13 protein-coding genes are annotated in these 24,264 nt (G+C 63.1%); 6 read left to right on the forward strand and 7 right to left on the reverse strand.

Annotated features, from left to right (window positions below; genetic code table 11):
- Nucleotides 1-92 precede the first annotated feature (92 nt).
- From dsbD to dsbG, 3 genes are read left to right on the forward strand one after another with little or no spacing between them, the layout of a single operon-like run.
- Entirely contained in the window at nt 93-1,814 is a 1,722-nt protein-coding gene (dsbD, locus tag VRB54_RS16325; RefSeq protein WP_338478005.1) for a protein-disulfide reductase DsbD, read from the forward strand.
- Nucleotides 1,814-2,659: a TlpA disulfide reductase family protein gene (locus VRB54_RS16330; RefSeq protein ID WP_338478006.1), complete on the forward strand. Its 846-nt coding sequence runs from the start codon at nt 1,814-1,816 to the stop codon at nt 2,657-2,659. Before dsbD ends, VRB54_RS16330 begins: the two co-directional genes overlap by 1 nt.
- A complete protein-coding gene (gene dsbG, locus VRB54_RS16335; RefSeq protein WP_338478007.1) occupies nt 2,635-3,396 on the forward strand; it encodes a thiol:disulfide interchange protein DsbG in 762 nt (253 codons plus the stop codon). Before VRB54_RS16330 ends, dsbG begins: the two co-directional genes overlap by 25 nt.
- 54 nt (nt 3,397-3,450) lie before the next feature.
- Here dsbG and VRB54_RS16340 read toward each other — a convergent pair whose 3' ends face one another.
- The 4 genes from VRB54_RS16340 to VRB54_RS16355 form a co-directional block, all read right to left on the reverse strand.
- Entirely contained in the window at nt 3,451-4,419 is a 969-nt protein-coding gene (locus VRB54_RS16340; RefSeq protein WP_338478008.1) for a hypothetical protein, read from the reverse strand.
- A 99-nt stretch (nt 4,420-4,518) separates the two neighbouring features.
- Entirely contained in the window at nt 4,519-5,496 is a 978-nt protein-coding gene (locus tag VRB54_RS16345) for a carbohydrate binding domain-containing protein (RefSeq protein WP_338478009.1), read from the reverse strand.
- Between the two features lie 130 nt (nt 5,497-5,626).
- Complete coding sequence (locus tag VRB54_RS16350; protein ID WP_338478010.1) at nt 5,627-18,517, reverse strand: non-ribosomal peptide synthetase; 12,891 nt, start codon at nt 18,515-18,517, stop codon at nt 5,627-5,629.
- 50 nt (nt 18,518-18,567) lie between these two features.
- The gene (locus VRB54_RS16355; RefSeq protein WP_338478011.1) at nt 18,568-19,320 is read right to left on the reverse strand and encodes a thioesterase II family protein; all 753 of its coding nucleotides are present in this window, start codon (nt 19,318-19,320) and stop codon (nt 18,568-18,570) included.
- Between the two features lie 301 nt (nt 19,321-19,621).
- On the opposite strand from VRB54_RS16355, the gene VRB54_RS16360 reads away from it, so the two are divergent.
- On the forward strand, nt 19,622-20,173 hold the full coding sequence (locus tag VRB54_RS16360; protein ID WP_338478012.1) for an RNA polymerase factor sigma-70: 552 nt from the start codon (nt 19,622-19,624) through the stop codon (nt 20,171-20,173).
- Nucleotides 20,174-20,389: 216 nt separating this feature from the next.
- Here VRB54_RS16360 and VRB54_RS16365 read toward each other — a convergent pair whose 3' ends face one another.
- Nucleotides 20,390-21,178, reverse strand: coding sequence for a transporter substrate-binding domain-containing protein (locus tag VRB54_RS16365; protein WP_338478013.1), 789 nt, complete (start codon nt 21,176-21,178; stop codon nt 20,390-20,392).
- Between the two features lie 233 nt (nt 21,179-21,411).
- Between VRB54_RS16365 and VRB54_RS16370 the strand changes: the two genes are divergently transcribed.
- Together VRB54_RS16370 and VRB54_RS16375 are read left to right on the forward strand one after the other, a co-directional pair.
- Nucleotides 21,412-21,954 carry an exonuclease domain-containing protein gene (locus VRB54_RS16370; RefSeq protein ID WP_338478014.1) on the forward strand — a complete coding sequence of 181 codons (543 nt, stop codon included), beginning with the start codon at nt 21,412-21,414 and terminating at the stop codon, nt 21,952-21,954.
- Nucleotides 21,955-22,017: 63 nt separating this feature from the next.
- Entirely contained in the window at nt 22,018-22,302 is a 285-nt protein-coding gene (locus VRB54_RS16375) for a pyrimidine/purine nucleoside phosphorylase (RefSeq protein ID WP_338478015.1), read from the forward strand.
- 47 nt (nt 22,303-22,349) lie between these two features.
- Here the strand turns inward: VRB54_RS16375 and VRB54_RS16380 are convergent, their stop codons facing one another.
- Nucleotides 22,350-23,156: an MOSC domain-containing protein gene (locus VRB54_RS16380; RefSeq protein WP_338478016.1), complete on the reverse strand. Its 807-nt coding sequence runs from the start codon at nt 23,154-23,156 to the stop codon at nt 22,350-22,352.
- A gap of 39 nt (nt 23,157-23,195) precedes the next feature.
- Nucleotides 23,196-24,131, reverse strand: coding sequence for a chemotaxis protein CheV (locus VRB54_RS16385; RefSeq protein ID WP_338478018.1), 936 nt, complete (start codon nt 24,129-24,131; stop codon nt 23,196-23,198).
- Nucleotides 24,132-24,264: the final 133 nt, after the last annotated feature.

The raw sequence follows: 24,264 nt of genomic DNA on the forward strand, positions 1-24,264 counted from the left end.
ATCCGTACACTCTAGAATAGCGCCCGGTTAATCATCGGTTAATCAACGCCACACATTGTGTGCCTCAACTTGTACGGGATTAAGGCTTGACCATGCGGCATCTGTTTACCTTTTTGCTGGTAATGCTCGCGGGATTCGCCCAGGCCGCGCCTGGCAACCCTTTCGAAACCAAACCCGATTTCCTCCCTGTGGGCAAGGCATTCACCTTTACCTCCGAACGCCTGGAAAGTGGCGAGACCCAGTTGTATTGGCAGATTGCCGACGGTTATTACCTGTACCAGCAACGCATGAAGTTCGAAGGCCTGGCCGAAAAGCCGACGCTGCCCAAGGGTGAAGCCCATAGCGACGAGTTCTTCGGCGAGCAGGAAGTGTATCGCCAGGGCCTCGAAGTGAAGATCCCCGCCGGCGCCACCGGCCAACTCAAGCTGGGTTGGCAGGGATGCGCCGATGCGGGCCTGTGCTACCCGCCGCAATCGATCACCGTCGACCTGGGCGGCAACCCGGCCGTAGCCACCGCCCAGGCTCAGGACCAGAGCCTGGCCAGCGGTCTGCAAGAACGCAGCCTGGGCTGGAGCTTGCTGGCGTTCTTCGGCCTGGGCCTGTTGCTGGCGTTTGCCCCTTGCTCATTGCCGATGCTGCCGATTCTTGCGGGGCTGGTGGTGGGCAGTGGCGCCAGCCCGCGTCGCGGCCTGGCCCTGGCCGGCAGCTACGTGGTGTGCATGGCGCTGGTGTATGCCGCGCTGGGCGTGCTGGCCGCACTCGCCGGCGCCAACCTCGCCGCGCTGTTGCAAACCCCGTGGATCCTCGGAAGTTTCGCCGCCCTGTTTGTGATCCTCGCCCTGCCGATGTTCGGCTTCTTTGAACTGCAACTGCCGACCTTCCTGCGTGACCGCCTGGACAACGTCAGCCGCCAGCAAAGCGGTGGCAGCCTGGTGGGCGCCGGCATCCTCGGCGCCTTGTCCGGCCTGCTGGTGGGCCCGTGCATGACCGCGCCACTGGCCGGCGCGCTGCTCTATATCGCCCAGAGCGGCAATGCGCTGCATGGCGGTCTGATCCTGTTTGCCATGGGCATCGGCATCGGTGTGCCGCTGTTGCTGCTGGTGACCGTGGGCAACCGCTTCCTGCCCAAGCCGGGCACCTGGATGAACGTGCTCAAGGGCGTCTTCGGTTTCCTGTTTCTGGGCACGGCCGTGCTGATGATTCGCCCGGTGGTCGGCGACAGCGTGTGGCTTGGCCTGTGGGGCGCACTGGCGCTGGTGATGGCCTACTGCGGCTGGGGACTGGCGCGTGAATACGGTCTGGCCGCCAAGGTATTTGGCGCCGGCTCCGTGGTGCTGGGCCTGTGGGGTGCGGTGCTGGTGGTGGGCGCAGCCGGTGGCAGCGACGACCTGTGGCAACCGTTGAGCGTCTACAGCGGCTCGCGCGCCGCTACCGCCGAGGCACACGACGCCTTCACCACGATCAACGACCCGGTTGCCCTGCAAAATCAGCTCGACAGCGCCAGGGCCCAGGGCCAGTGGGTGCTGGTGGACTACTACGCCGACTGGTGCGTGTCGTGCAAGATCATGGAAAAACAGGTGTTCGGCAACGCTGAGGTGATGCAGGCCCTCAAGGACGTGCGCCTGCTGCGCCTGGACGTCACCGCCGACAACGCCGCCAGCCGCGAACTGCTCGGCCGCTACAAGGTGCCGGGGCCGCCAAGCTTCGTGTGGATCGGCCCCGACGGTGAAGAACGCCGCGCCCGGCGCATCACCGGTGAAGTTGACGCCGATGCCTTCCTGCAACGCTGGACTCAGACCCGGGACGCCCGCTGATGCTGACCCTGACCATCGGCACCTTCGCCATCGCGCTGAATCACATCCTGTTGATCAGCGCGCTGATTCTCGCCACCCTGGTGGGCTGGCGTGTGGCCAAGCGTGGCGGTGAGAACCCCGAGTCGGTGCTGTTCAGCGTGTTTCTGCTGGGCATGCTCGCGGCGCGGGTAAGCTTCGTGCTGATGTACTGGAGTGACTACCGCAATGACTGGCTGCAGATGGTCGACCTGCGCGACGGCGGTTTTCTCGCCTGGCCCGGCATCATCGCGCTGGTGCTTGCCGCCCTCGCCTACGGCTGGCGCCGCCCGGCCCTGCGCAAACCGCTGAGCGCGGGCGTCATCACCGGGCTGTTGTTCTGGGGCATCACCAGCCTGTCGCTGAACCTCTACGACAAGGGTTCGCAACTGCCATCGATCACCCTGCGCACTGCCGATGGCCAGGAGGTGCAACTTGCCGATTACAAGGGCGGCCCGCTGGTGATCAACCTGTGGGCCACCTGGTGCCCGCCGTGCCGTCGCGAAATGCCGGTGCTGGAACGCGCGCAACACCAACGGCCGGACGTGACGTTCCTGTTCGTCAACCAGGCCGAAAGCATGCAAAGCGTCAGCACCTTCCTGGCCACCCAGGGCCTGACCCTCGATAACGTGCTGTTCGATGCCAGCGGCCGTCTCGGCCAGGCCGTGGGCTCCATGGCCTTGCCGACCACCTTGTTCTACCAAGCCGATGGGCGCCTGATCAACAGCCACCTGGGCGAGTTGTCCCAAGCCAGCCTGGCCCGCGCCCTGGAACCCTTCGACACCGCCCCACAAAGGAAACCCACATGCCAAGCCTCCGCCACCTGCTGACCCTGCTGCCGCTGACGCTCGCGGCCACCCTGGCCCAGGCCGAAGACTGGCCGGCGCCGATCAAGCAGATCGAAGCCAAGGGCGCCAAAATCCTCGGCAAATTCGATGCCCCGAGCGGCCTCACCGGCTATGCCGCGCAATACCAGAACCGTGGCATGGCCCTGTACCTCACCGCCGACGGCAACAGCGTGATCGCCGGTAACCTGTACGACGCCCAGGGCAACGACCTGAGCAGCGCGCCCCTGGAAAAACTGGTGTATGCGCCAATGGCCAAGGAAGTCTGGGCCAAAATGGAAAAAAGCAGCTGGATCCAGGACGGCGACACAAACGCGCCTCGCATCGTCTATCTGTTCAGCGACCCCAACTGCCCTTACTGCAACATGTTCTGGGAACAGGCGCGTCCGTGGGTGAAGGCCGGCAAGGTGCAGTTGCGCCACATCATGGTGGGCATCATCCGCGAGGACAGCGCCGCCAAGTCCGCCGCGCTGTTTGCCGCCAAGGACCCGCAAAAGGCCCTGCAAGAACACGAAGCCGCCGGCAAGGGCAGCAAGTTGCAGGGGCTGGACAAGATCCCGACAACTATCGAAGCCAAGCTCGAGGGCAACATGAAGTTGATGGAAGAGCTGGAGTTGTCGGCGACGCCGGCAATTTTCTACCTGGATGACAAGGGCGGGTTGCAGCAACAGCAGGGAGCGCCATCGCCGGACAAGTTGATGAAGATTCTCGGGCCAAAATAAAACGTCCAGTCGTTCCCTCGCACGAGGGAACGACCCTTTGACATCAGTTCACTGTCACCCGTAATAGCGCATAGTGAAATTATCAAAAAATGAATGATCACTGACTTCCACTACCATTGAACAAACCGTTTTGCCGAGGGGTGGAACATACTCAAGCCACATACCTGCAGAGTCATCTCCGGGATACACCAGGCGCTGGAGCAGATTGTTATCCTCATCAAAATAAGTCACTGCGGCATCCTGTTGCTTGGATGTCCATGAGTACTTCAAGTAGACCAATGCATTTTTAAACACGAAACGATGGATTTGCGGTGACGGCAGTTTGTGTATATCCAGCACCACTCCGTAATGGTTATCCGATGCAAATGCGTGGTTATGAAACTGAACAATACCCGCAGTCGCCTCACCGTGCTCAAAGGTAATCGTCATCGTCGGTGTATCCACACCGCCCTTGGCTGGAAACGTGCTTAGGGTCTGCGCTTCAAATTTCTCCTCGATTTCTATCAGACGCAGCTTGACCATAAGCTCCAACTCAGGAAAAACAACCATTGGCCCCTCTTCACAGCACGCTTCCACTGAGGTCTTGAATACGAAGACCAACTGGCTATTGTCGGCCAGCTTCGCCAGCTCGGTGCGCGGAATAACACGCGACACCCCATTTTCCACTTCGTCCGCCGTAATTGGCTCATCCGCCATCAAGGTGATGGTGTAGGGGGAGCCATTTTTCAAGGTGCCCCTGGCTTCCAGCCAGCCCTTGTGCCCCGCCGTCATGAAACTCCATTTTCTCACCTTGACAGTGGCGTCACCCGTGAACTTGCCCAGGTCCAATACACCCTCTATTGCCTCCGAGACTTCCGGTATCGACGACGTCGCGGGCACACTGAACTTTAGATCGGTAAACACTTCACAGACACGGGTCACGGTGCTTCTGGTGGTTACCGTCCTGGTAATTTCAGGACTGTTCAGCTCCGGCAGAGGCTGACCACATTGATTTGCACTCTTGGACGTTAACGATTGGGTCACGATAAGCCTCCATATCCAGCAAAATAATCACTTTCTATAAGATGAGATCGTTCAGAGCGAATGGCCGCTTACGTGCGGGCACTGCACTTGGAAGTTCCGCTAAACTTCCTCGACGAGCAGATAATCAATAAGGTAGTCATTACCTACAGCACCGGGATCACGTTCGTGACTATTGAGCACCAGTAGCGCGAAATTGCTGCTCGCCACGAAGGTGCCAGAAAGAGTAACCCAGGTGTTGGGATCAGTAAGCACAGCCGTACTCGTGATGGCTACGTTGTCTACTTTCAATGAAAGTTTTGGCGTTGGATCAGCGGTGTTATACCGGCGAACACTCGCGGAAAATGCATACGTAGTGCCGCTTTCCAAATCATCAAACTCCCGATGCAAAATGACCCCGAGATTTTTACTGGTATAGGTGTAGTTTAAAACGGCGTAATTCTCGGTGCCGTCGCTTGCCACACCCAACGATTCAAAAGAAAGGTCCCTTGGGTCCGGAGCTCCCGGCCCTCTTTCCCACCGTCCAAAAGTCTTGTCATTGAAATCCGTCAGGTCTCGATAATACTTGCGCAGCGTATAGGTCGACTCCGGAAAAGTAATCACCGGCCCGTCTTCACAACAGGCATCCACCGTGGTTCTGAATACGACAGTCAACTCGGTCTTGCTAGGAAATTTATTCAGCTCTTTACGTAAAAGCGGGCGCGATACCCCGTTTTTTTCATCATTATCCGTAAGCGGCTCACCGCTCATCAACTTGATAGTATGCGCAGTGCCATCCTCCAGAAGCCCCGTAACCTCAAGCCATCCAGACTGCCCTGCTTTCATGAGGTCCCACTTTTCCACGACAACAGCGACGTTTCCTTCGACACCACGCAACGTCAACACGTCATCAACGGCCTCGGGTACATTCGGTTTCGATAACGCTACGGGCACACTGAAGTGAAGGTCGGTGATCACTTCGCAGACACGGGTCACGGTACTTCTGATCGTCATGACCTTAGTGATTTCAGGACTATTCAGCTCCGCCGGTTTCTGATCACATTTAATTGCACTTTTCGAAGTTAACTGTTTATTAGTCACTGTAAGCCTCCAGGTCCAGCTAAATAGTCGTCATCCTTAAAACAAGGTCTATTTACTGCCTGAGCGCCAGAAGCTGTCTACTGTCAAAGTTGACAGGTACTTCAGGCCAGCGGCTGGCGAAGCCGCCCCGTCAAAGCCCCTCCAGTTCGGCCATCAAATCACTCAACCGGTCCACCTTCTCCACGCTGATCTCATTGCCCGCCAACCCCTCGATATACTCGGCCAACTCCGCCACCGTGCTGCACTCGAACATCGCCCGCAGCGGCACATCCCGTTGCAGGGTTTTCTGCACCCGCGAGGCGATCTGGGTGGCGAGCAACGAGTGGCCGCCCAGTTCGAAGAAGTTGTCCTGCACCCCTACCCGCTCAACCTTGAGCACTTCGGCCCAGATGGCGGCCAATGTTTCTTCCAGCGCAGTGCGCGGCGCCAGGTAGTGCTGGCTGTGCAACTGGCCGATCTCCAGGGCCGGCAGCGCGTTGCGGTCAAGTTTGCCGTTGGCGTTCAGCGGCAGGCGGTCAAGCCATAGCCAGTGCAGCGGCACCATGTATTCCGGCAGTTCAGCGCGCAGGCGTTGCTTGATGCGATCCAGGCGTTCGCCGGGGTCAAGCGCCGCGTCGGCAGGCACCAGGTAGCCCACCAGGTGTTTGCCGTTGACGCCCTCCTGCACGCCCACCGCCGCGTCGCGCACTTCGGGTTGTTCGTGCAGACGCGCTTCGATTTCACCCAGCTCGATGCGGTAACCGCGAATCTTCACCTGATGGTCGATACGCCCCACGTACTTCAGCACGCCATCGCTGCGGCGCCGGGCAAGGTCGCCGGTGCGATAGAGACGCTCGCCCGCCGCGCCGAACGGGTTGGGCACAAACGCCTGGGCGGTGCGCACCGGATCGCTGACATAGCCGCGGCCCACGCCGGTGCCGGCCACGCACAACTCGCCCACGGCGCCTTGCGGCACCAGATCCAGCGCACCGTCCAACAGGTACAAACGGTTGTTGTCGGTCGGTGTGCCAATCGGCAGGTACGTGCCGCGTGTCGAGGCCAGGTCGACGCGGAAGAACGCCACGTCGTCCGAGCATTCAGCCGGGCCGTAGGCATTCACCAGGCCAATCTGCGGATAGCGTTGCAGCCATTGATGCGCCAGCTCCGGCGGCATCGCTTCACCCGTCGGCAGCATCCAGCGCAGCCCGTCCAGGCTGACGCGCTCCTGGGCCAGCATGCCCTGGATCAGCGACGGCACGCTTTCCAGCACGGTAATGCCTTGGGCCTGCACATGTTCGAGCAAGCCCAGGGGATCATGGGCGATGGCATTCGGCACAATATCCACCCGCGCGCCGAACAGCGGCGCCGCGAGAAATTGCCACACGGAAATATCAAAGCTTTGCGAAGCGGTCTGCGCGATGACATCCGCCGGCGACAGGTCCAGGTACGGCACCTTGCTCAACTGGTTATTGAGCATGCCACGCTGTTCAACCATCACGCCTTTTGGCTGACCGGTAGAGCCCGAGGTGTAGATCACGTAGGCGAGGTTATCCGGCGCACTGTAAACGCCCGGATTTTCACCACGGGCCGGCACCTCTTCCCATACCAGCAACTGGCAATCGGTGCCTTCAAGCAACTCGACGGCCTGTTCGCGACACGCTTCACTGCACACCAGCAACGGCGTGCGGCTCAGCGCAATGATGCGGCTCAGCCGCTGAGCAGGCAGGCCCGGGTCCAGCGGCAGGTAACCGGCACCGGCCTTGAAGCTGCCGATGATCATGCCCAGCAAGTCGAGGTTGCGCTCGGCCAGCAACGCCACCGGTTGATCCACGCCGACACCCGCGCTGATCAACGCATGGCCCAGGCCGTTGCTGCGGCGGTTCAGTTCCTCATAGGTCCATCGCTGGTCCAGGCAACTGGCGGCAATGCGCTGCGGATGCTGCGCCACCTGTTCTTCGAACAGCTCAACATAGCTGCGCACCAGCGGGTAATCCTGTGCGCTCTGGTTACAGCCCTCCACCAGGAAGGCACGCTCCTGCTCGCCGATCAGCGGCAAGTCGGTCATGTCGCCGTGAAAGCCCTGCATCAGCGCCAGCAGCAGGCGTTTGAACTCACCGAGCATGCCTTGCACGGTGGTTTCATCGAAGTAACGCTGGTCGTAGGACAGGTGCAAACCGAGGTCATCGCCCGGATAGCACACCGCCGTCAGCGGGAAATTGGTGTGGGTGCGGCCGGAATCCGAGGTGGCGTTCAGGCTCTGTGCGCGGTCCAGCACCGAGGTGTCCACCGGAGCGTTTTCGAACACGAACAGGCTGTCGAACAGCGGCTGGCCCTTGGGCAGCTCGCTGTGTTCCTGAATCGTCACCAACGGCAGGTATTCGTACTCGCGCAGTTGCATGTTGCTGTCGAGCAGGTCGCTCAACCACTGGCGCACGCTGCAGGGCTGGTCGTCCTCGGGCAGCTTCACCCGCAGCGCGATGCTGTTGATGAACAGGCCAACGGTGCGTTGCATCTCGGGCATGTCCACCGGGCGCCCCGCCACGGTGACGCCGAACAGCACGTCACGTTCGCCGCTCAAACGCCGCAATACCAGGGCCCACGCCGCCTGGGCAAAGGTATTGACGGTCAGTTGATGGGCCTGGGCCAGTTCGCGCAGTTGCGCGCCGTCACGGGCATCCAGCCGGGTGTAACAGTCGCCCACCAGCATGCCGCCGCTGTGGCCTGCATGCTCGCGCAGAAACGGCCGGTCGCTGGGGATCGGCGTGGTGCGCTCGAAACCCTGCAGGTTGCGCTGCCACCACTGGCGCGCTTCGTTGAGGTCCTGGCGTTGCAGCCAGGCGATGTAGTCACGGTAACGTGGCGGCGTGGTCAGTTGCGCTGCGCGGCCTTCGCCCAGGGCGAGGTAGATCTCGAAGAAGTCGTTCATCAGCAGCGAACGGCACCAGGCATCGATGAGGATGTGGTGGTTGCTCATCATGAACCAGTAGCGCGCTTGGCCCACACGGATCAGGCGCAGGTGGAACGGCGCCTCGTTGAGCAGATCGAACCCGGCTTCACGCTCCTGCTTGAGCAACGCTTGCAGGCGCGGCTCGTGCTCATCTTCGCGGTCGCCGCTCCAGTCCAGGTACTCAATCGGCGTGTCGCCGGGTTTGTGGATCACTTGCAGCATGTCTTCGCCGACGTTCCAGCAAAACGACGCACGCAGGGCCTCGTGGCGTGCGATCACCGCTTGCCAGGCCTGGGCGAAACGCTCGGGGTCGAGCACGCTGTTGATGCGGTAGCGGTCCTGCATGTAATACAGGCCGGTGCCCGGTTCGAGCAGGGTGTGCAGCAGCAGGCCTTCCTGCATCGGCGTCAGCGGGTAGACGTCCTCAATCCGGTTCGCCGCCACCGGCAGGCTGTCGAGCTGCCCCTGGCTCAGGTGCGCCAGGGGGAAGTCGGACGGCGTGAGGCCAAAAGCTTCGTCTTCCAGGCAATGAGCGATCAGGCCTTGCAGCTCGGCCAGATACCCATCGGCCAGCGCGCGAATGGTCTGCGGCTCATGGCGTTCGCGGCTGAAGGTCCAGCGCAGCACCAGTTCGCCGCCGTACACCTGGCTGTCGACGCTCAGCTCATTGGGCAGCGGCGCGTCCGGGTCGTGCGCCAGGCCGGCCGACTCATCCAGCGGATGGAACAGCGCGTCGCTGCCAAAGCTCTGGTCGAACTGGCCGAGGTAGTTGAAGGTAATGGGCGCATCCGGCAGCGCCGCCAGGGTCTGTTGGCACAGGTCGTCGGCCAGGTAACGCAGTACGCCGTAGCCCAGGCCTTTATGTGGCACGCCGCGCAGTTGCTCCTTGATCGCCTTGATCGAATCGCCCTGCGCAGCTGCCGGTGTCAGGCGCACCGGATAGGCGCTGGTGAACCAGCCGACGCTGCGGGTCAGGTCGATGTCATCGAACAGTGCTTCGCGGCCGTGGCCTTCCAGTTGGATCACGGCCGAGTCGTGACCGCTCCAGCGGCACACCACCCGCGCCAGGGCGGTCAGCAGCAGATCGTTGACCTGAGTGCGGTAAGCGCTCGGCGCCCGCTGCAACAACTGGCGGGTGCGCTCGGCATCCAGGCGCACGCTGACCGTCTCGGCATCGCGGTTGCGCAACGCGCCCTGTGGCCGTGCCACCGGCAACAGCGAGGCAGGCCCGGCCAACTGACGTTGCCACAGGCTCAACTCTTCACGCAGGGATTCGCTATGGGCATACGCCTGCAAGCGTGCCGCCCACTCGCGCAGCGCGCTGGTCTTGGCCGGCAGGCTGACGGAGCGGTCTTCGCTCAGTTGGCGATAAACGTTCTGCAGGTCTTCGAGCAACACGCGCCACGACACGCCATCCACCACCAGGTGATGGATCGCGATCAGCAGCCGTTGCTGCCCCTCGGGACCGTCGACCAACAACGCACGCAACAGCGGACCGTGCTGCAGATCGAGGCTGCGCTGAGTTTCGGTGAACAGTGCGGCGCATTGCGCCATGTCCTGCACCTGCGCCTGCATCAGCACGCCACCGTGCGGCACGCCCAGGTGTTCGGCGTGCCACTGCGCATCGCGCCGGGTGAAGCTCAGGCGCAGTGCATCGTGATGTTCCAGGACCGCCAGCAACGCCTGCTCCAGGCGATGAGGGTCGAGCAGTTGCAGCGGCTTGAGCAGCAACGCCTGGTTCCAGTGCTCACGCGCAGGGATGTCAGTGTCGAAGAACCAGTGCTGGATTGGCGTGAGCGCCGAGGCGCCCGTGAGCACCCCTTGCTCGGCCACTACCTGCTCGGCGCGCGTGGCGACGGCGGCCAGGGTGTGCACGGTCTGGTGCTGGAACAGGTCGCGCGGGCTGAAGTGAATTCCAGCCTGACGCGCGCGGCTGACCACCTGGATCGACAGGATCGAATCGCCGCCCAGTTCAAAGAAGTTATCGTCGAGGCCAACCTGTTGCACGTTCAACACCGCACACCAGATGGCGGCCAGGGTGCTTTCCAGTGCGGTGCGGGGCGCCACGTACTGTTGGCGATTCGCTTCGGGATCGGGCTGCGGCAAGGCGCGGCGGTCGAGTTTGCCGTTGGCGGTGAGCGGCATGCTGTCGAGCACAATCAGGTGCGCAGGCACCATGTAGTCCGGTAACTGCGCCTTGAGGTGCGCCTTCAGCGCATCGCGCAACGCGCCGTGCTCCGCATTGCTGACCAAATAAGCGACCAGTTGTTTGCCGCTCGGCGCATCCAGCGCCAGCACCACCGCTTCACGCACGGCCGGGTGTTCGAGCAGGCGGGTTTCGATCTCGCCCAACTCGATGCGAAAGCCACGAATCTTTACCTGATGGTCGATGCGGCCCAGGTACTCGACCAGCCCGTCGGCACGCTGGCGCACCAGGTCGCCGGTGCGGTAAAGGCGACCGCCCTCGCGGGCAAACGGGTCAGCGACAAAACGCTCCGCCGTCATGCCCGGCCGTTGGTGATACCCCTGGGCCAGACCGGCACCGCCGACGTACAGCTCGCCGGTTGCGCCTTGCGGCACCAGGGCCAGGTCGGCGTCGAGAATATAGGCGACGCGCGCGCCGATGAGGCTGCCGATCGGTACGCTGGCAGCACCCTCCTCCAGTTGCTCCGGCGCCAGGCTGGCGAGCGGCATCACCACGGTTTCGGTCGGGCCATAGGCATTGAAAAACACCTGCGGCTGGAACGCGGCGCGAATACGCTGCAGGTGTTCACCGGTCAGCGCTTCGCCACCGGTGATGCACATGCGCACCGGCAACGTCTGCTGCTGTGTGGCCAGCCATTGCGCCAACTGGCTGCCGTAGCTGGGGGTAAAGCCGAGAATACTGATGCGATGGGTACGGATCAGCGCGCAGATTTCCTCGGCATCCCACTGCCCCTGGGCGCGCAATACCACCTGCGCGCCGCTGAGCAGCGGCACCAGCAAACGCTCGGTGGCGGCATCGAAGTTGATCGAATAAAAATGCAGCTCGCAGTCGTCCGGGCGCATGCCGAAACGCTCGATCACCGCCTGGCAATGCATGGCGATTTCACCGTGGGACACCACCACGCCCTTGGGTTTGCCAGTGGAGCCCGAGGTGTAGATCAGGTACGCCTGGTGTTGCGCCAGGCTGATAAACGGCAGCTCATCGGCCGCGTAGTTCGCCAGCGCCGACAGGTCATCTTCCAGGCACCAGCAGGCCACGCTCGCCGGCAATGGGCCAAGGGCTTCGAACATCGGCGCATCGCTGAGCAACAGGCCGATGCCGCTGTCTTCGATCATGTAGTGCAGACGGTCCAGCGGATACTCCGGGTCCAGCGGCACGTAAGCGCCGCCGGCCTTGAGGATCGCCAGCAAGCCGATGACCATTTCCAGTGAGCGCGGCAACGCCAGGCCCACTCGCACCTGCGGGCCCACGCCGCGCTCGCGCAGTACCCAGGCCAAGCGATTGGCGCGCGCATCGAGTTCTGCGTAGGTCAGGGTTTCACCGGCAAAGGTCAGCGCTGGTGCGTCGGCACGCTGACGCACCTGCTGGCTGAACAGCTGCTGGAGGCACTGGTCGAGACGGTGCTCGCCGGCTTCAACGCCGAGGCTGTCCTGCAATGCACGCTGCTCTACTGCGGTGAGCAACGGCAATTCGCTGAGGCGCTGCTGCGGATCGACGATCAGCGCTTCGAGCAGGTTGCGCCAATGCGCGGCCATGCGTGCAATGCGTGGTTCATCGAACAGGTCGGTGCTGTAGGTCAGGCAGCAACCCAGGCGATGGTCGAGGTCGGTGACTTCCAGATTGAGGTCGAACTTGGTGGCGCGCGCATCGTTGGCCAGGTACTCGACGCTCATGCCGGCCAACTGGCGGCTTTGCTGGAATTCCCAGCGCTGCACGTTGCACATCACTTGGAACAGCGGGTTGTACGCCGCGCTGCGCGGCGGTTGCAGGGCTTCAACCAGGTGGTCGAACGGCAGGTCCTGGTGGGACTGGCCCTCGATCACCGTATGGCGCACCTGCTCGAACAGCTCGCCGACGCTCATCTGCCCGTTGAGCCGGCAGCGCAGCACCTGGGTGTTGAGGAACGCGCCGATCAGCCCTTCGCTTTCCGGGCGAATGCGGTTGGCCACCGGCGCGCCGATGCGCAGGTCGGTCTGGCCGCTGTAGCGGTAAAGCAACACGGCCAGTGTCGCGGTCATGGTCATGAACAGCGTGAGGCCGCGTTCGGCGTTGAACGCACGCACGCGCGCCGCCAGATCATCGCTCAGATCAAAGCGATACAGCTCGCCACGATGGCTTTGCACGGACGGCCGTGGACGGTCGCCGGGCAGCTCCAGCAACGGATGCTCATGCCCGAGTTGCGCGGTCCAGTAATCGAGCTGGCGCTGCCGCTCGCCGGCTTCCATCCACTGGCGTTGCCACACGCTGTAGTCCAGGTATTGCACGGGCAGCGGCGCCAGCGGCGAGTCGCGCTCGTCGATAAAGGCTTCGTACAGGGCGCTCAGTTCACGGGCAAAGATGTCCATGGCCCAGCCTTCGGTGACGATGTGGTGCAGGGTCAGCACCAGGTAGTGTTCCTGCTCGGCGGCCTTGACCAGACACGCGCGCAGCAACGGCCCGGTTTCCAGATTGAAGGGGGTGTGGGCTTCGTGATCGGCCAGTTGCTGGATTCGTTGCTGGCGCTCGGTTTCGTTCAGCGCAGAGACATCCTGCCAGTCCATGCGCAAGCCGGTTTGCGCCGCGACCCGCTGGTACGCCACGCCATCGACGCTCGGGAACGTGGTGCGCAGGGTTTCGTGGCGCATGATCAAGGCCTGCAACGCCGCCTCGAACCGTCCCACATCCAGCACGCCGCGCAGGCGCGCCATGCCGCCGACATTGTAGGCCGGGCTGTCGGGCTCCATTTGCCAGAGGAACCACATGCGCTGCTGGGAGTAGGACAGCGGCACCTTCTGGCTGCGGTCGACCCTGGCGATGGCGGTTTGCTGATTGCGCTGGCCGGCGTCATGGATCCGCGCGACTTGGGCTACAAACGCGCCCAGCTCGCTGGCGTCGAACAGGGTGCGCAATGGCAGTTCGACGTCGCAGGCCTGGCGGGTGCGCGAGATGATTTGCGTGGCCAGCAACGAGTGGCCGCCGAGGGCGAAAAAGTCGTCGTGCAGGCCGATGCGCGGCAGGCCAAGCACGTCGCGCCAGATCGCGGCGATTTGCTGCTGCAGTGGAGATTGCGGCTCGACGTGTTCGCGGGTGTGCCACACCGGCTCCGGCAATGCGCGGCGGTCGAGTTTGCCGCTGGGGCTCAGGGGCATTGCGTCCAGGCGCATCAGTACCGCGGGCACCATGTACTCCGGCAGCTCGGCGGCCAGGGCGGTTTTCAGCGTATGAGCGTCCAGCTCGGCATGGCCGGTGTAGTAGCCGATCAACTGCGCATCGCGCACCAGCACCACGGCCTGGGCGACACCGGCCTGGGCGAGCAGGCGCGCTTCAATTTCTTCCGGCTCCACGCGAAACCCGCGCAGCTTCACTTGCTGATCCAGACGGCCGAGGTATTCGAGCACGCCGTCACTGCTCCAGCGCGCGCGGTCACCGGTGCGGTACAGGCGCGTGCCCGAATCGCCCAGCGGGTCGGCGACAAAGCGTTCGGCGGTCAGCCCGGCACGGCCCAGGTAACCCCGGGCCAGGCCGCTGCCGCCGATGCACAGTTCGCCCGGCACACCGGCCGGCAGCGGGTTGAGTTGCGCGTCCAGCACGCGGCAGATCACGTTGCCCAACGGCCGGCCAATCGGCGAACGCTCGCCATCGGCCAGCGCGCAATGCCAGTGGGTGACGTTGATCGCGGTTTCCGTCGGGCCATAGCGGTTGTGCAACTGCACCGCCGGCAACTGCGCCAGCACGCGGTTGCGCAACTCGACGGGCAAGGCTTCGCCGCCCGAGAACAGGCGACGCAGGCTGGTGCACTCGGCCGCCAGCGGTTCGTCGATAAACAACTGCAACAGTGGCGGCACGAAGTGCAGCGTGGTCACCCCATGTGCCTGCACCAATTGCGCGATGCGATGAGGGTCGCGATGCTCGCCGGGCCCGGCCAGCAGCAGACGGCACCCCGTGATCAATGGCCAGAAGCATTCCCACACCGACACGTCGAAACTGATCGGCGCCTTTTGCATCAGCACGTCAGTGGCGTCGAGCTGATAGGTGGCCTGCATCCACTGCAGGCGCTCGGCCAGGGCCGCATGGGTATTGCCCACGCCCTTGGGCTGGCCGGTGGAGCCAGAGGTGTAGATCACGTAGGCGAGATTGTCGCCGTACAGGTGCAGGCCGGGCGGCTGGGTTGGCCAGTTGTCCAGGTGCAGGCTGTCCATGGCGATGACGCACACCCCTTCGGCGCTGGGCAATTGCGCCAACAGCGAGGTCTGGGTGAGCAGCAGGTGCACGCCGCTGTCCTTGAGCATGTAGGCCAGGCGCTCGGCCGGGTAATCCGGGTCGAGTGGCACGTAGGCGCCGCCAGCCTTGATGATCGCCAGCAGGCCGACCAGCAGCTGCGGCGAGCGCTCGGCGGCGATGGCCACGCACACGTCCGGGCCGACGCCTTTGTCGCGCAGGTAATGGGCCAGGCGGTTGGCCTGGGTGTGCAGTTGGGCAAAGCTCAGGCTGCCGTGCTCCCAGACCAGCGCGGTAGCGTGCGAGGTGTGCTGATTGAGCAACTCGGGCAGCCACTGGGTGGCAGGCGCACAGGGCGCGGCGCTCCATTGGCGCTGTTCGTCGTGGCGCATCAGTGGCAAATCGCCGATTGCCTGTTGCGGCTGCGTGCAGGCAGCTTCCAGCAACGTGATGTAGTGTTCGGCGAGGCGCTGGATGGTTGCGCCATCGAACAGCTCATCAGCGTAGTCGAACGCCAGGCTCAGGCGCCCATTGCGGTCTTCTTCACTGTGCAGTTGCAGATCGAACTTGGCTTCGCGGCTGTGCCATGGCAGCTCATCGGCGAGCATGCCGGGCAGGCGGCGCAACGCACCGAGGTCACGTTGCTGGTGGTTGAACATGACCTGGAACAGGCCCTGTTCGCGGGCCTGGGGGAAGGCTTCCAGCAATTGCTCGAAGGGCAGGTCCTGATGGGCCTGAGCGCCGAGGGCGGCCTGGCGGGTCGCCGCCAGCAGCTCATTGAATGGCAGGCGCCCGTCCAACTCGGCACGCAGCACCAGCGTGTTGATGAAGAAGCCGACCAGCCCCTGGGTTTCCTGGCGCGGGCGGTTGGCGTTGGGCACGCCGATGCGGATATCGCGCTGGCCGCTGTAGCGATGGAGCAAAGTCTGGAACGCGGCGAGCAACAGCATGAACGGCGTCGACTCATGGGCCTGGGCCGCTTTGCGCACCGCGTCGCTGAGGGCGGCGCTCAGGCGCACGCTGTGGCGCGAGGCGCTGTGGCGGTGATGGGCCGAGCGTGGGTGGTCGGTGGTCAGGCTCAGGGCCGGATGCTCATCACCAAGTCGAGCCTTCCAGTACGCCAGTTGCCGCGGGCCTGCGCCTTCGGCCAACCATTGGCGCTGCCAACTGCCGTAATCGGCGTACTGCAGGGTCAGCGGCGGCAGTTCCAGAGGCTGGCCCTGGGAGGCGGCGGCGTACAGGCGCGAGAATTCATCGATAAGGATATTCAGCGACCAACCGTCGGCGATGATGTGGTGCAGGGTCACCAGCAAGTGGTGCTCTTCATCGTTGAGACGCACCAGGGTCACCCCCAGCAGCGGGCCCTTTTCGAGATCGAACCGGGTATGCGCCTGGTCCTCGCGGATCTGCTGCGCACGAGTGTCACGCTCAGTAGCGGGCAGATCGCTGAGGTCGATGACGTGCAGCTCGAACGGCCTGCTCGCCTCGATGCGCTGGAAGGCCTGGCCGTCGCGCTCGTAGAAGCGCGTGCGCAGTGCTTCGTGGCGCTGCACCAGGTACTGGAAGCTTGCGCGCACAGCATCTTCATCCAGCTCGCCGCGCAAACGCAGTGCGCCGGGAATGGTGTAGGCGCTGCAGTCGGGCTCCAACTGCCAGGTGATCCACAGGCGGTTCTGCGCCAGGGATTGCGGCAGTTCGGCCTCACGCGACAGGGCCTGAATCGCGCCTTCGGCGACGCCGCCGTCCTTCTGCAAGCGCGCGACGCTGGCGGCAAACGCCTGCAGGGTGGGCGCTTCGAACAACAGGCGCAGGTTCAGCTCCAACCCCAGGCTTTCACGCAGCCGCGCGACCACCTGGGTGGCGGTGATGGAGTTGCCGCCGAGCAGGAAGAAGTGATCGTCGGCAGCGACCTCGTTGACCTGCAGTTGCTCGCACCAGATCGCGGCGATCTGGTGTTGCAGGTCGGATTGCAGCACCGCATCACCGGCCTGCGCGTGCAGGCCGGGGAACTGCGCGTAGCTGTCGAGGCTGCCATCGGCGTGACGAAGCGCACAGGCGGCGCGCTGCACCTTGCCGCTGGAGGTCTTGGGCAGCGCACCCGGATTGAGCAGCACCACCACGCTCGGCGCCTGTTGATACGCCTCGGCCACGGCTTGGCGAATGGCTTTGATCAGCGCTTCGGGCGGCAGAATCTTCTGCACGCTGCGGCTGATCTCGGCGGCGATGCCGATACCTTCAAGGCCCTGGTCGTTTACCGCAAACGCGGCGACCCGGCCCTTGCGCACCACTTCCACTTCGCGCTCGATGGTCTGTTCGATGTCCTGGGGATACAGGTTGTGGCCGCGCACGATCAGCAGGTCCTTCAGACGACCGGTGATGTACACCTCGCCGTCGCGGATGAACGCCAGGTCACCGGTGCGCAGCCAGGTGCGGCCAGCGTGCTGCACGAAAGTGTTGGCGGTGGCTTGAGGGTTGCGCCAGTAGCCGTGGGCGATGCTCGGGCCGCTGGCCCAGAGTTCGCCGACGTGGTTGTCCGCCAGTTCGCTCAGGGTATGCGGGTCGGCGATCAGCACGGCGTGGTCAGGCTGACCAGTGCCGCAGCTCATGATCGCACTGCCCTGCCCCGGTTCGGCACGGTTGGCAGCCAGCGCCTGGTCGTCCACGCGCAGCGCCGGGATGCCCTGGCCACGACGGCCACCGGCGACAAACAGGGTCGCTTCGGCCAGGCCGTAGGAGGCGAAGAAGTTGTTGGCGCTGAATCCGCAGGCGGCGAATTTCCCGGCGAAGCGTTCCAGGGTATCGAGGCGGATCGGTTCGGAACCGGAATAGGCCACGCGCCACCGGCTCAGGTCGAGGCGCTCCAGCGCGGACTCGCTGACCCGTTCGCTGCACAGGCGGTAGGCGAAATCCGGACCGCCGCTGATGGTGCCGCCGTATTCGCTGATCGCTTCCAGCCAGCGCAACGGCCGGCCGAGGAAGTAGGCCGGCGACATCAGCACGCAGGGCACACCGCTGAAGATTGGTTGCAGCAGGCCGCCGATCAGGCCCATGTCGTGGTACAGCGGCAGCCAGCTGACGATCACGTCGCGCGGGTTCAGGTCGATGCCAAAGCCACGGCGGATCAGCACTTCGTTGGCCACCAGGTTGCCGTGGCTGACCTGCACGCCCTTGGGCAGCGCGGTGGAGCCGGAGGTGTATTGCAGAAAAGCGATGTCGTCGGGCTGCAGCTCGGGGGCAGTCCAGTCGCCAGTGCCCGGCAAGGTATCGACGCTCAGTATCGGCGGCGCGTTTTCAATCTGCGCCAGGCCCTCGGCGAGGCTGGCGATGGTCAGCAGCAGGCGCGGTTCGGCATCGCTGATGATCGATAGCAGGCGCTCCTGGTGATGACGCCGGGTGGACTCCGGCGGGTAAGCCGGCACCGCGATCACCCCGGCGTACAGGCAGCCGAAGAACGCCGCCACATAGTCCGGCCCGCTGGGGAACAGCAACACTGCACGATCACCCTGTGCGGCGCTGGCTTGCAGGGCGGCGGCGATGGTGCGCGCGCGCAGGTCGAGGTCGCGGTAACTGAGCACCACGCTGTGCTCGGCGGACTCGGCAAGGAAGCGCAGGGCGACCTGGTCCGGGGTCTGCGCGGCGCGGCGTTGAAGGGACTGGACCAGGGTGCGGGGAAGTTCGAAGGCGTCCATCATGGGGTTCCTGCCTGAAATCGGCTTGCGGTAAATCGGGAAGTAGGGGGCTGTCAGCCGGCGGCCAGCTGCCGCGCCGCGCCATTGCGCCAGCGGGCCAGGTGGTCTTCGGCGTAGCGGCGCAGGCAGCGCAGCACGGCGCTTTCGTGCTGCATGAGAAAGAAGTGGTGGCCGTCGAACATGTCCAGGGAAAAACCGCTGGCGGCGTCGAGTTGCCAGTCGAGCAACTGGTCGGCGCGCACGCTGTCCTGCTTGCCGCCGAACACATGGATCGGCAGGCCCAGCGGCTCACGCCGGCCGTAGACGAAACTGCCGCACAGCAGAAAGTCGGCGCGCAGGATCGGCAGCATCAGTTGCATCAATTCAGGGTTGGCCAGGGCTTCTTCGGCGGTGCCCTGCAGTTCGCGCAGGCGGGCGATCAGTTGCTCATCGGTCTTTTCGATGGCGTATTCGCTGACATCCCTGGTGGCAGGGCCGGCCGTGCCGGAGGCAAACAGCGCCAGCGGCGCGGGCACGTTGAGGGCGCGCAAGGCGTGAGCAAGTTCGAACGCCAGCAGGCCGCCGAGGCTGTGGCCGAACAAGGCGTATGGGCCGTCCAGGTCGCGGCTGATTTGCTCTGCGAGCTGCACGGCCAGGGCCTTGATATCGCGCTGCAATGGCTCGTCCATGCGCATGCCGCGTCCGGGCAACTCCAGCGGGCACACCTGCAGCCAGTCCGGCAAGGATCGACGCCAGCGCGCATACACCATGGCGCTGGCGCCTGAGTAAGGCAGGCAAAACAGCCGCAGCCGGGTTGGCGTACTCATCGAGCCGGAACTCCAGACAAAGACATGCTGTGTGCACGATACAAACCCATTGCGTCCTCCTGCGGGTGCTGATCCATGGCCGTTTTTGCAACGAGCCTGTCACCCAGAAGAACGGACGGCACCGGCAAATAATTAGTCGTCGACGGCGAGCAAGAGAGACTCACTGCAAACAGGCATGCCCACGATTAGTTCGTCTTCTCATTTGACAATCATTATCATTAAGCATAATTTGTTGCCCGATGTGTAGGAGGCCTCAGCAAGGAAGCCCTCCCCTAACCTATTTAGCAGTCAGGTGATTTCCATGACGGAACAAGTATTCACAGGCAGGTGCGACTCACCGCTTCTCCAGGCCTTTGTCGATAATCGGCTGATTCTGGTGAAGATCGCAGCGCGTATCACCGGGTGTCGTTCCCGGGCCGAAGACGTGGTGCAGGACGCTTACTTCCGGCTGCAATCGGCGCCGACGATCACGTCATCGTTCAAGGCCCAGTTGAGTTACCTGTTCCAGATCGTGCGCAACCTGGCCATCGATCACTATCGCAAGCAGGCGCTGGAGCTGAAATATTCGGGAACCGAAGAGGAAGGCCTGAATGTGGTGATTCACGGCGCGTCACCGGAAACCTCGCATATCAATTTCAACACGCTGGAAAACATCGCCGACGCCCTGACGGAGCTGCCCCAGCGCACCCGCTACGCGTTCGAGATGTATCGCCTGCACGGTGTGCCGCAAAAGGATATCGCCAAGGAACTGGGGGTTTCACCGACGCTGGTGAACTTCATGATCCGCGACGCGCTGGTGCATTGCCGCAAGGTGTCGGGCAGCCATGGCGATACGTTTGCGCGCAGGGTCTGAGCACTCAGCGCAAACCCATGTGAGAGGGAGCAAGCCCCTTCTATCAAACCCAAAATAACGGGTTGATTTTAAAGCCTGACGTTTGAGGCAACCACATTCCTGTGGCGAGCGGGCTTGCCACAACAAGCGCACTTGCCAAACAGACTCCAGTTTGATGCGCGACAGCACCAGGTAGAAAACCTGGCGAAGCCTCCCACATTTTGCTTTTTGTCAGTTTCAGTGCGCCGGCATCACATCGATGCGATACGGCTCGAAAATCTTCAACAACTGGCCGCCGTCGCGCAGGCGCTTGAGCAACTCGGCGAACGCTTCCCCGCTGATCGGCGCGTTCGGCCGCAGCAGTGCGTAGTGGTGATACACCTGGTCAACGCGTTCTGAGACCAGGTATTGCCCGGCCATGTCGGCATTGCGCACCAGAAAATCACTCAGGTAAGAGCGCGTCACCAGCGCGATGTCCGCCCTGCCGCGCGCGACCATCAGCAGGTTGCTGTCGTGGGAGTAGGTCAACGTCGCGTTGAACTGCTCGGCCATGAACCTGGGGTCGGCATTGAAGTTGGCAAAGGCGTAGTGGTAGCCACTGAACACCGCCAGGCGCTTGCCCTTGAGGTCGGCGAAATAGTCCTGATCGCGCCCGGACTGTCGCTGGGCGACGAATACCTCGGCGTCTTCCAGCCCCATGTCGACGGTGGTATGGGGGATTTCCTGCCAGCCCCAGTCGGGATTCTCGAAGATGGCCATGTCGATCCGGCCTTGCTCAAGGTCGCGAAAACGCCGGGGGATCGAGGTGGGCACCAGCACAAAGCGGTAGTCGGCCTGCGTGGCATTCAGGGCTTCGATCAATTGCGGCAGCAGGCCGGTGTCGGCGCCCTGCTCGGGGCGTACGGTGTAGGGCGGAAAATGCGCGGCGCCGATCCTGACCACTTGCGCGGGATTGGTCTGCGCCCACCCTGCGGTGCCCAGTGCCCATAAAGTCAGTCCTGCAGCCAGCCGCCATGGCGAAAACATCAAGGCACACACCGTTCGATTCTCTGATGGCGATAAGCTAGGCGTTTTTGTCCGTGGAGACAACTTTGTACTGGCAAATTAATAGTTTGCGTCTCCATCGGCGTTGCGCACCGCCCGCCGCGCTCGCTCGGGCAAACCCGCAGCCCGGACCCTAATCGAAAAGCAGCGCGGAACTACAGGCCCGGGCTACGCTCTATCCCCATCAGGACGGGAACAGTACGGGAACCTGCACGATGCCTCATTGGCTGATTATTGACCTTGAAGCCACGACGGATGAAGGCGGCTGGCCCGTGACGGAGATGGAAGTCATCGAAATCGGCGCGAGCCTGGTCAACCGTCAGGGCCGCGAGCTGGATCATTTCCAGCGTTTTGTGCGGCCGTTGCGTCGGCCACTGCTGACGCCCTTCTGCCGCCAACTCACCCATATCACCCAGGCGAATATCGACGCTGCTGCGCCGATCACCGAGGTGTGGCCGTTGTTCGAACGCTGGCTGGGCCAGCATCAATCGCGCCTGGAAGGCTGGGCCAGCTGGGGTGACTATGATCGCGCGCAGCTGGAGCTCGAATGGCAGCGCCATGGCCTGGCCAGCGCGCTCGCCCAAACACTTCATGTGAACCTCAAGCAACGCTTCGCCAAGGCCCGGCGCCTGGACAAACCGCTGGGACTCAACGGTGCCCTGCAACTGGCCGGCATGCAGTTCCATGGCCAGCAACACCGGGCACTGGAGGATGCGCGCAACACCGCGCGCCTGCTGCCGCTGATTTTGCCGGTCTAGGCAGCTACTGCGGCCTTGGGCATACTGGCCGACCTTTCCAGACCCTTTTGCGAGGATTCGCCCATGTTCAAAGTCAACGAGTACTTCGACGGCACCGTCAAGTCGATCGCCTTCGGCACCGCAGAAGGTCCGGCGACCATCGGCGTGATGGCCCCGGGTGAATATGAATTCGGCACCGCCCAGCGCGAAATCATGCACGTGGTGTCCGGCGCCTTGAGCGTCAAGCTGCCGGACGCCAGCGACTGGGAAACCTTCGCTGCCGGCAGCCGCTTCAACGTCCCGGCCAACAGCAAGTTCCAGCTCAAGATCGCCGTCGACACCGCTTACCTGTGCGAATACCGCGGCTAAGCGTTGCGGCTTGAAAAAATGCCCGTCTCCTGCGAGACGGGCATTTTTTATTCCAGCACCGTCACCGGCATCCCGACAGCCAATTCACCGACGCCATCGTTGACCAGGTTCTGGCCGAACATCGCGCCGTTCTCGGTCTTGCGATAGGTTTCAAGCGTTGCGAAAGGCTCGCGGTCGGCGCTGCGCTCGCCGGTCTGCGGGTCAATGGTGGTGAGGATGCAGCGCGAGCAGGGCTTGACCACGCGAAATTCGATATCGCCGATGCGCAGGCGTTTCCAACCGTCCTCGGCGAAGGCTTCGGCGCCTTCGATCACCAGGTTGGGGCGAAAACGCAGCATTGGCATGGGGCGGCCGATGCGCGCCGATAAATCATCGAGGGACGCCTGGCCGATCAACAGCAGCGGGTAGCCGTCGGCAAAGCCCACCTGATCGCTGTCCTTGCCGAAGCCGGCATCGGTGGCGCGCGCACGCTCCAGCGGCATGTGCACCAGGCGCGTCGGCTTGCCGATGAATTCACTGGCCCAGCGGGCGGCTTCGTCGCCCGCATCCGGCACGCGCAAGGTGTCGCGCCAGATAGTGATGCCGCGCAGTTGAGCCGCGCTGTCGGGCAGCGCCACGTCCAGCGTGGCGTAGCCCGGTGAGCTCAGGGTGAGGCCGCCGGCAGGATTGTAGAGCGCCGACAGCTGGCTCATTTTCGCCACAGCCCGCTGCGTGAGGAATCGCCCGCTCGCTTCGTCCACCAGCATCCAGCGTCGATCCCCCTGTAGCCCGAGTTTATCCAGGCCGATGTGCTGCAAGGTGTCGGCCTTGCCGGACTTCAAGGGGTAACGGTACAACGCGCTGAGACGAAGCATGAGCCTGCTTTCCTGAGGGGCAAAGCCGTCACCCTAAGGTCAAGCCGACACTTCGTCCAGCATCAGGCGCTGACGCACCACATCCACCAGCTTGTCCGGCTGGAATTTGGAGAGGAAATTGTCGCAGCCGACCTTCTTCACCATGGAGTCGTTGAAGCTGCCCGACAGCGAGGTGTGCAGCACCACATACAGCCCACGCAAGCGCGGATCGTTACGGATCTCGGTGGTGAGACGGTAGCCGTCCATCTCGGGCATTTCGGCGTCGGTGAAGATCATCAGCAGCTTGTCGGTCATCACCTGGCCGCTATCGGCCCAGCCCTTGAGCATGTTCAGCGCCTTGAGGCCATCGCTGGCAATGTGCATTTTCATGCCGAGCTGGCCCAGGGTGTCGCGCAGTTGCGACAGGGCGACATTGGAGTCGTCCACCAGCAGCACTTCGCGGCCACGGGCGCGCTCGAGCACCGGGTCTTCGAGTTTTTCGCGGGAAACCTTGGCGTTGTACGGCACGATTTCGGCCAGCACTTTTTCCACGTCGATGATTTCCACCAACTGGTCGTCGACCTTGCTGATGGCGGTGAGGTAGTGCTGGCGCCCGGCACTGGTCGGCGGCGGCAGGATGGCTTCCCAGTTCATGTTGACGATGCGGTCGACGCCACCCACCAGGAATGCCTGCACCGAGCGGTTGTACTCGGTGACGATGATGGTGCTGTTCGGACCCGGAACCAGCGGACGCATGCCGATGGCCTGGGACAGGTCGATAACCGGCAGCGTCTGACCACGCAGGTTGACCACGCCGCACACAAACGGGTGACGCTGGGGCATCAGGGTCAGCTTGGGCAGTTGCAGCACTTCCTGCACCTTGAACACGTTGATCGCGAACAGTTGCCGCCCGGCCAGGCGAAACATGAGGATCTCCAGGCGGTTCTCACCCACCAGTTGCGTGCGTTGATCTACCGAGTCGAGAATGCCGGCCATTGAAAGCTCCTGGTGCGCTGAGGGATTGTGCTGTTCGCTTAAGACTGGTTATCGGCGGCGGGGGCCAGACCTTGACCCCTGTAAAATGCCATTTAAACACATTGATGTCACACTGATATCATGCTTTACTTCG

This window comes from Pseudomonas trivialis, from assembly GCF_036864995.1.
Taxonomy (GTDB): Bacteria; Pseudomonadota; Gammaproteobacteria; order Pseudomonadales; family Pseudomonadaceae; genus Aquipseudomonas; species Aquipseudomonas trivialis.

Bases quoted from the DNA above. Each gene is read 5' to 3' on its own strand.
- VRB54_RS16385 (WP_338478018.1), bottom strand. From the start codon at position 24,131: ATGGCCGGCATTCTCGACTCGGTAGATCAACGCACGCAACTGGTGGGT.
- VRB54_RS16375 (WP_338478015.1), top strand. From the start codon at position 22,018: ATGTTCAAAGTCAACGAGTACTTCGACGGCACCGTCAAGTCGATCGCC.
- VRB54_RS16355 (WP_338478011.1), bottom strand. From the start codon at position 19,320: ATGAGTACGCCAACCCGGCTGCGGCTGTTTTGCCTGCCTTACTCAGGC.
- VRB54_RS16370 (WP_338478014.1), top strand. From the start codon at position 21,412: ATGCCTCATTGGCTGATTATTGACCTTGAAGCCACGACGGATGAAGGC.
- VRB54_RS16380 (WP_338478016.1), bottom strand. From the start codon at position 23,156: ATGCTTCGTCTCAGCGCGTTGTACCGTTACCCCTTGAAGTCCGGCAAG.
- VRB54_RS16330 (WP_338478006.1), top strand. From the start codon at position 1,814: ATGCTGACCCTGACCATCGGCACCTTCGCCATCGCGCTGAATCACATC.
- dsbD (WP_338478005.1), top strand. From the start codon at position 93: ATGCGGCATCTGTTTACCTTTTTGCTGGTAATGCTCGCGGGATTCGCC.
- VRB54_RS16350 (WP_338478010.1), bottom strand. From the start codon at position 18,517: ATGATGGACGCCTTCGAACTTCCCCGCACCCTGGTCCAGTCCCTTCAA.
- VRB54_RS16365 (WP_338478013.1), bottom strand. From the start codon at position 21,178: ATGTTTTCGCCATGGCGGCTGGCTGCAGGACTGACTTTATGGGCACTG.
- dsbG (WP_338478007.1), top strand. From the start codon at position 2,635: ATGCCAAGCCTCCGCCACCTGCTGACCCTGCTGCCGCTGACGCTCGCG.
- VRB54_RS16360 (WP_338478012.1), top strand. From the start codon at position 19,622: ATGACGGAACAAGTATTCACAGGCAGGTGCGACTCACCGCTTCTCCAG.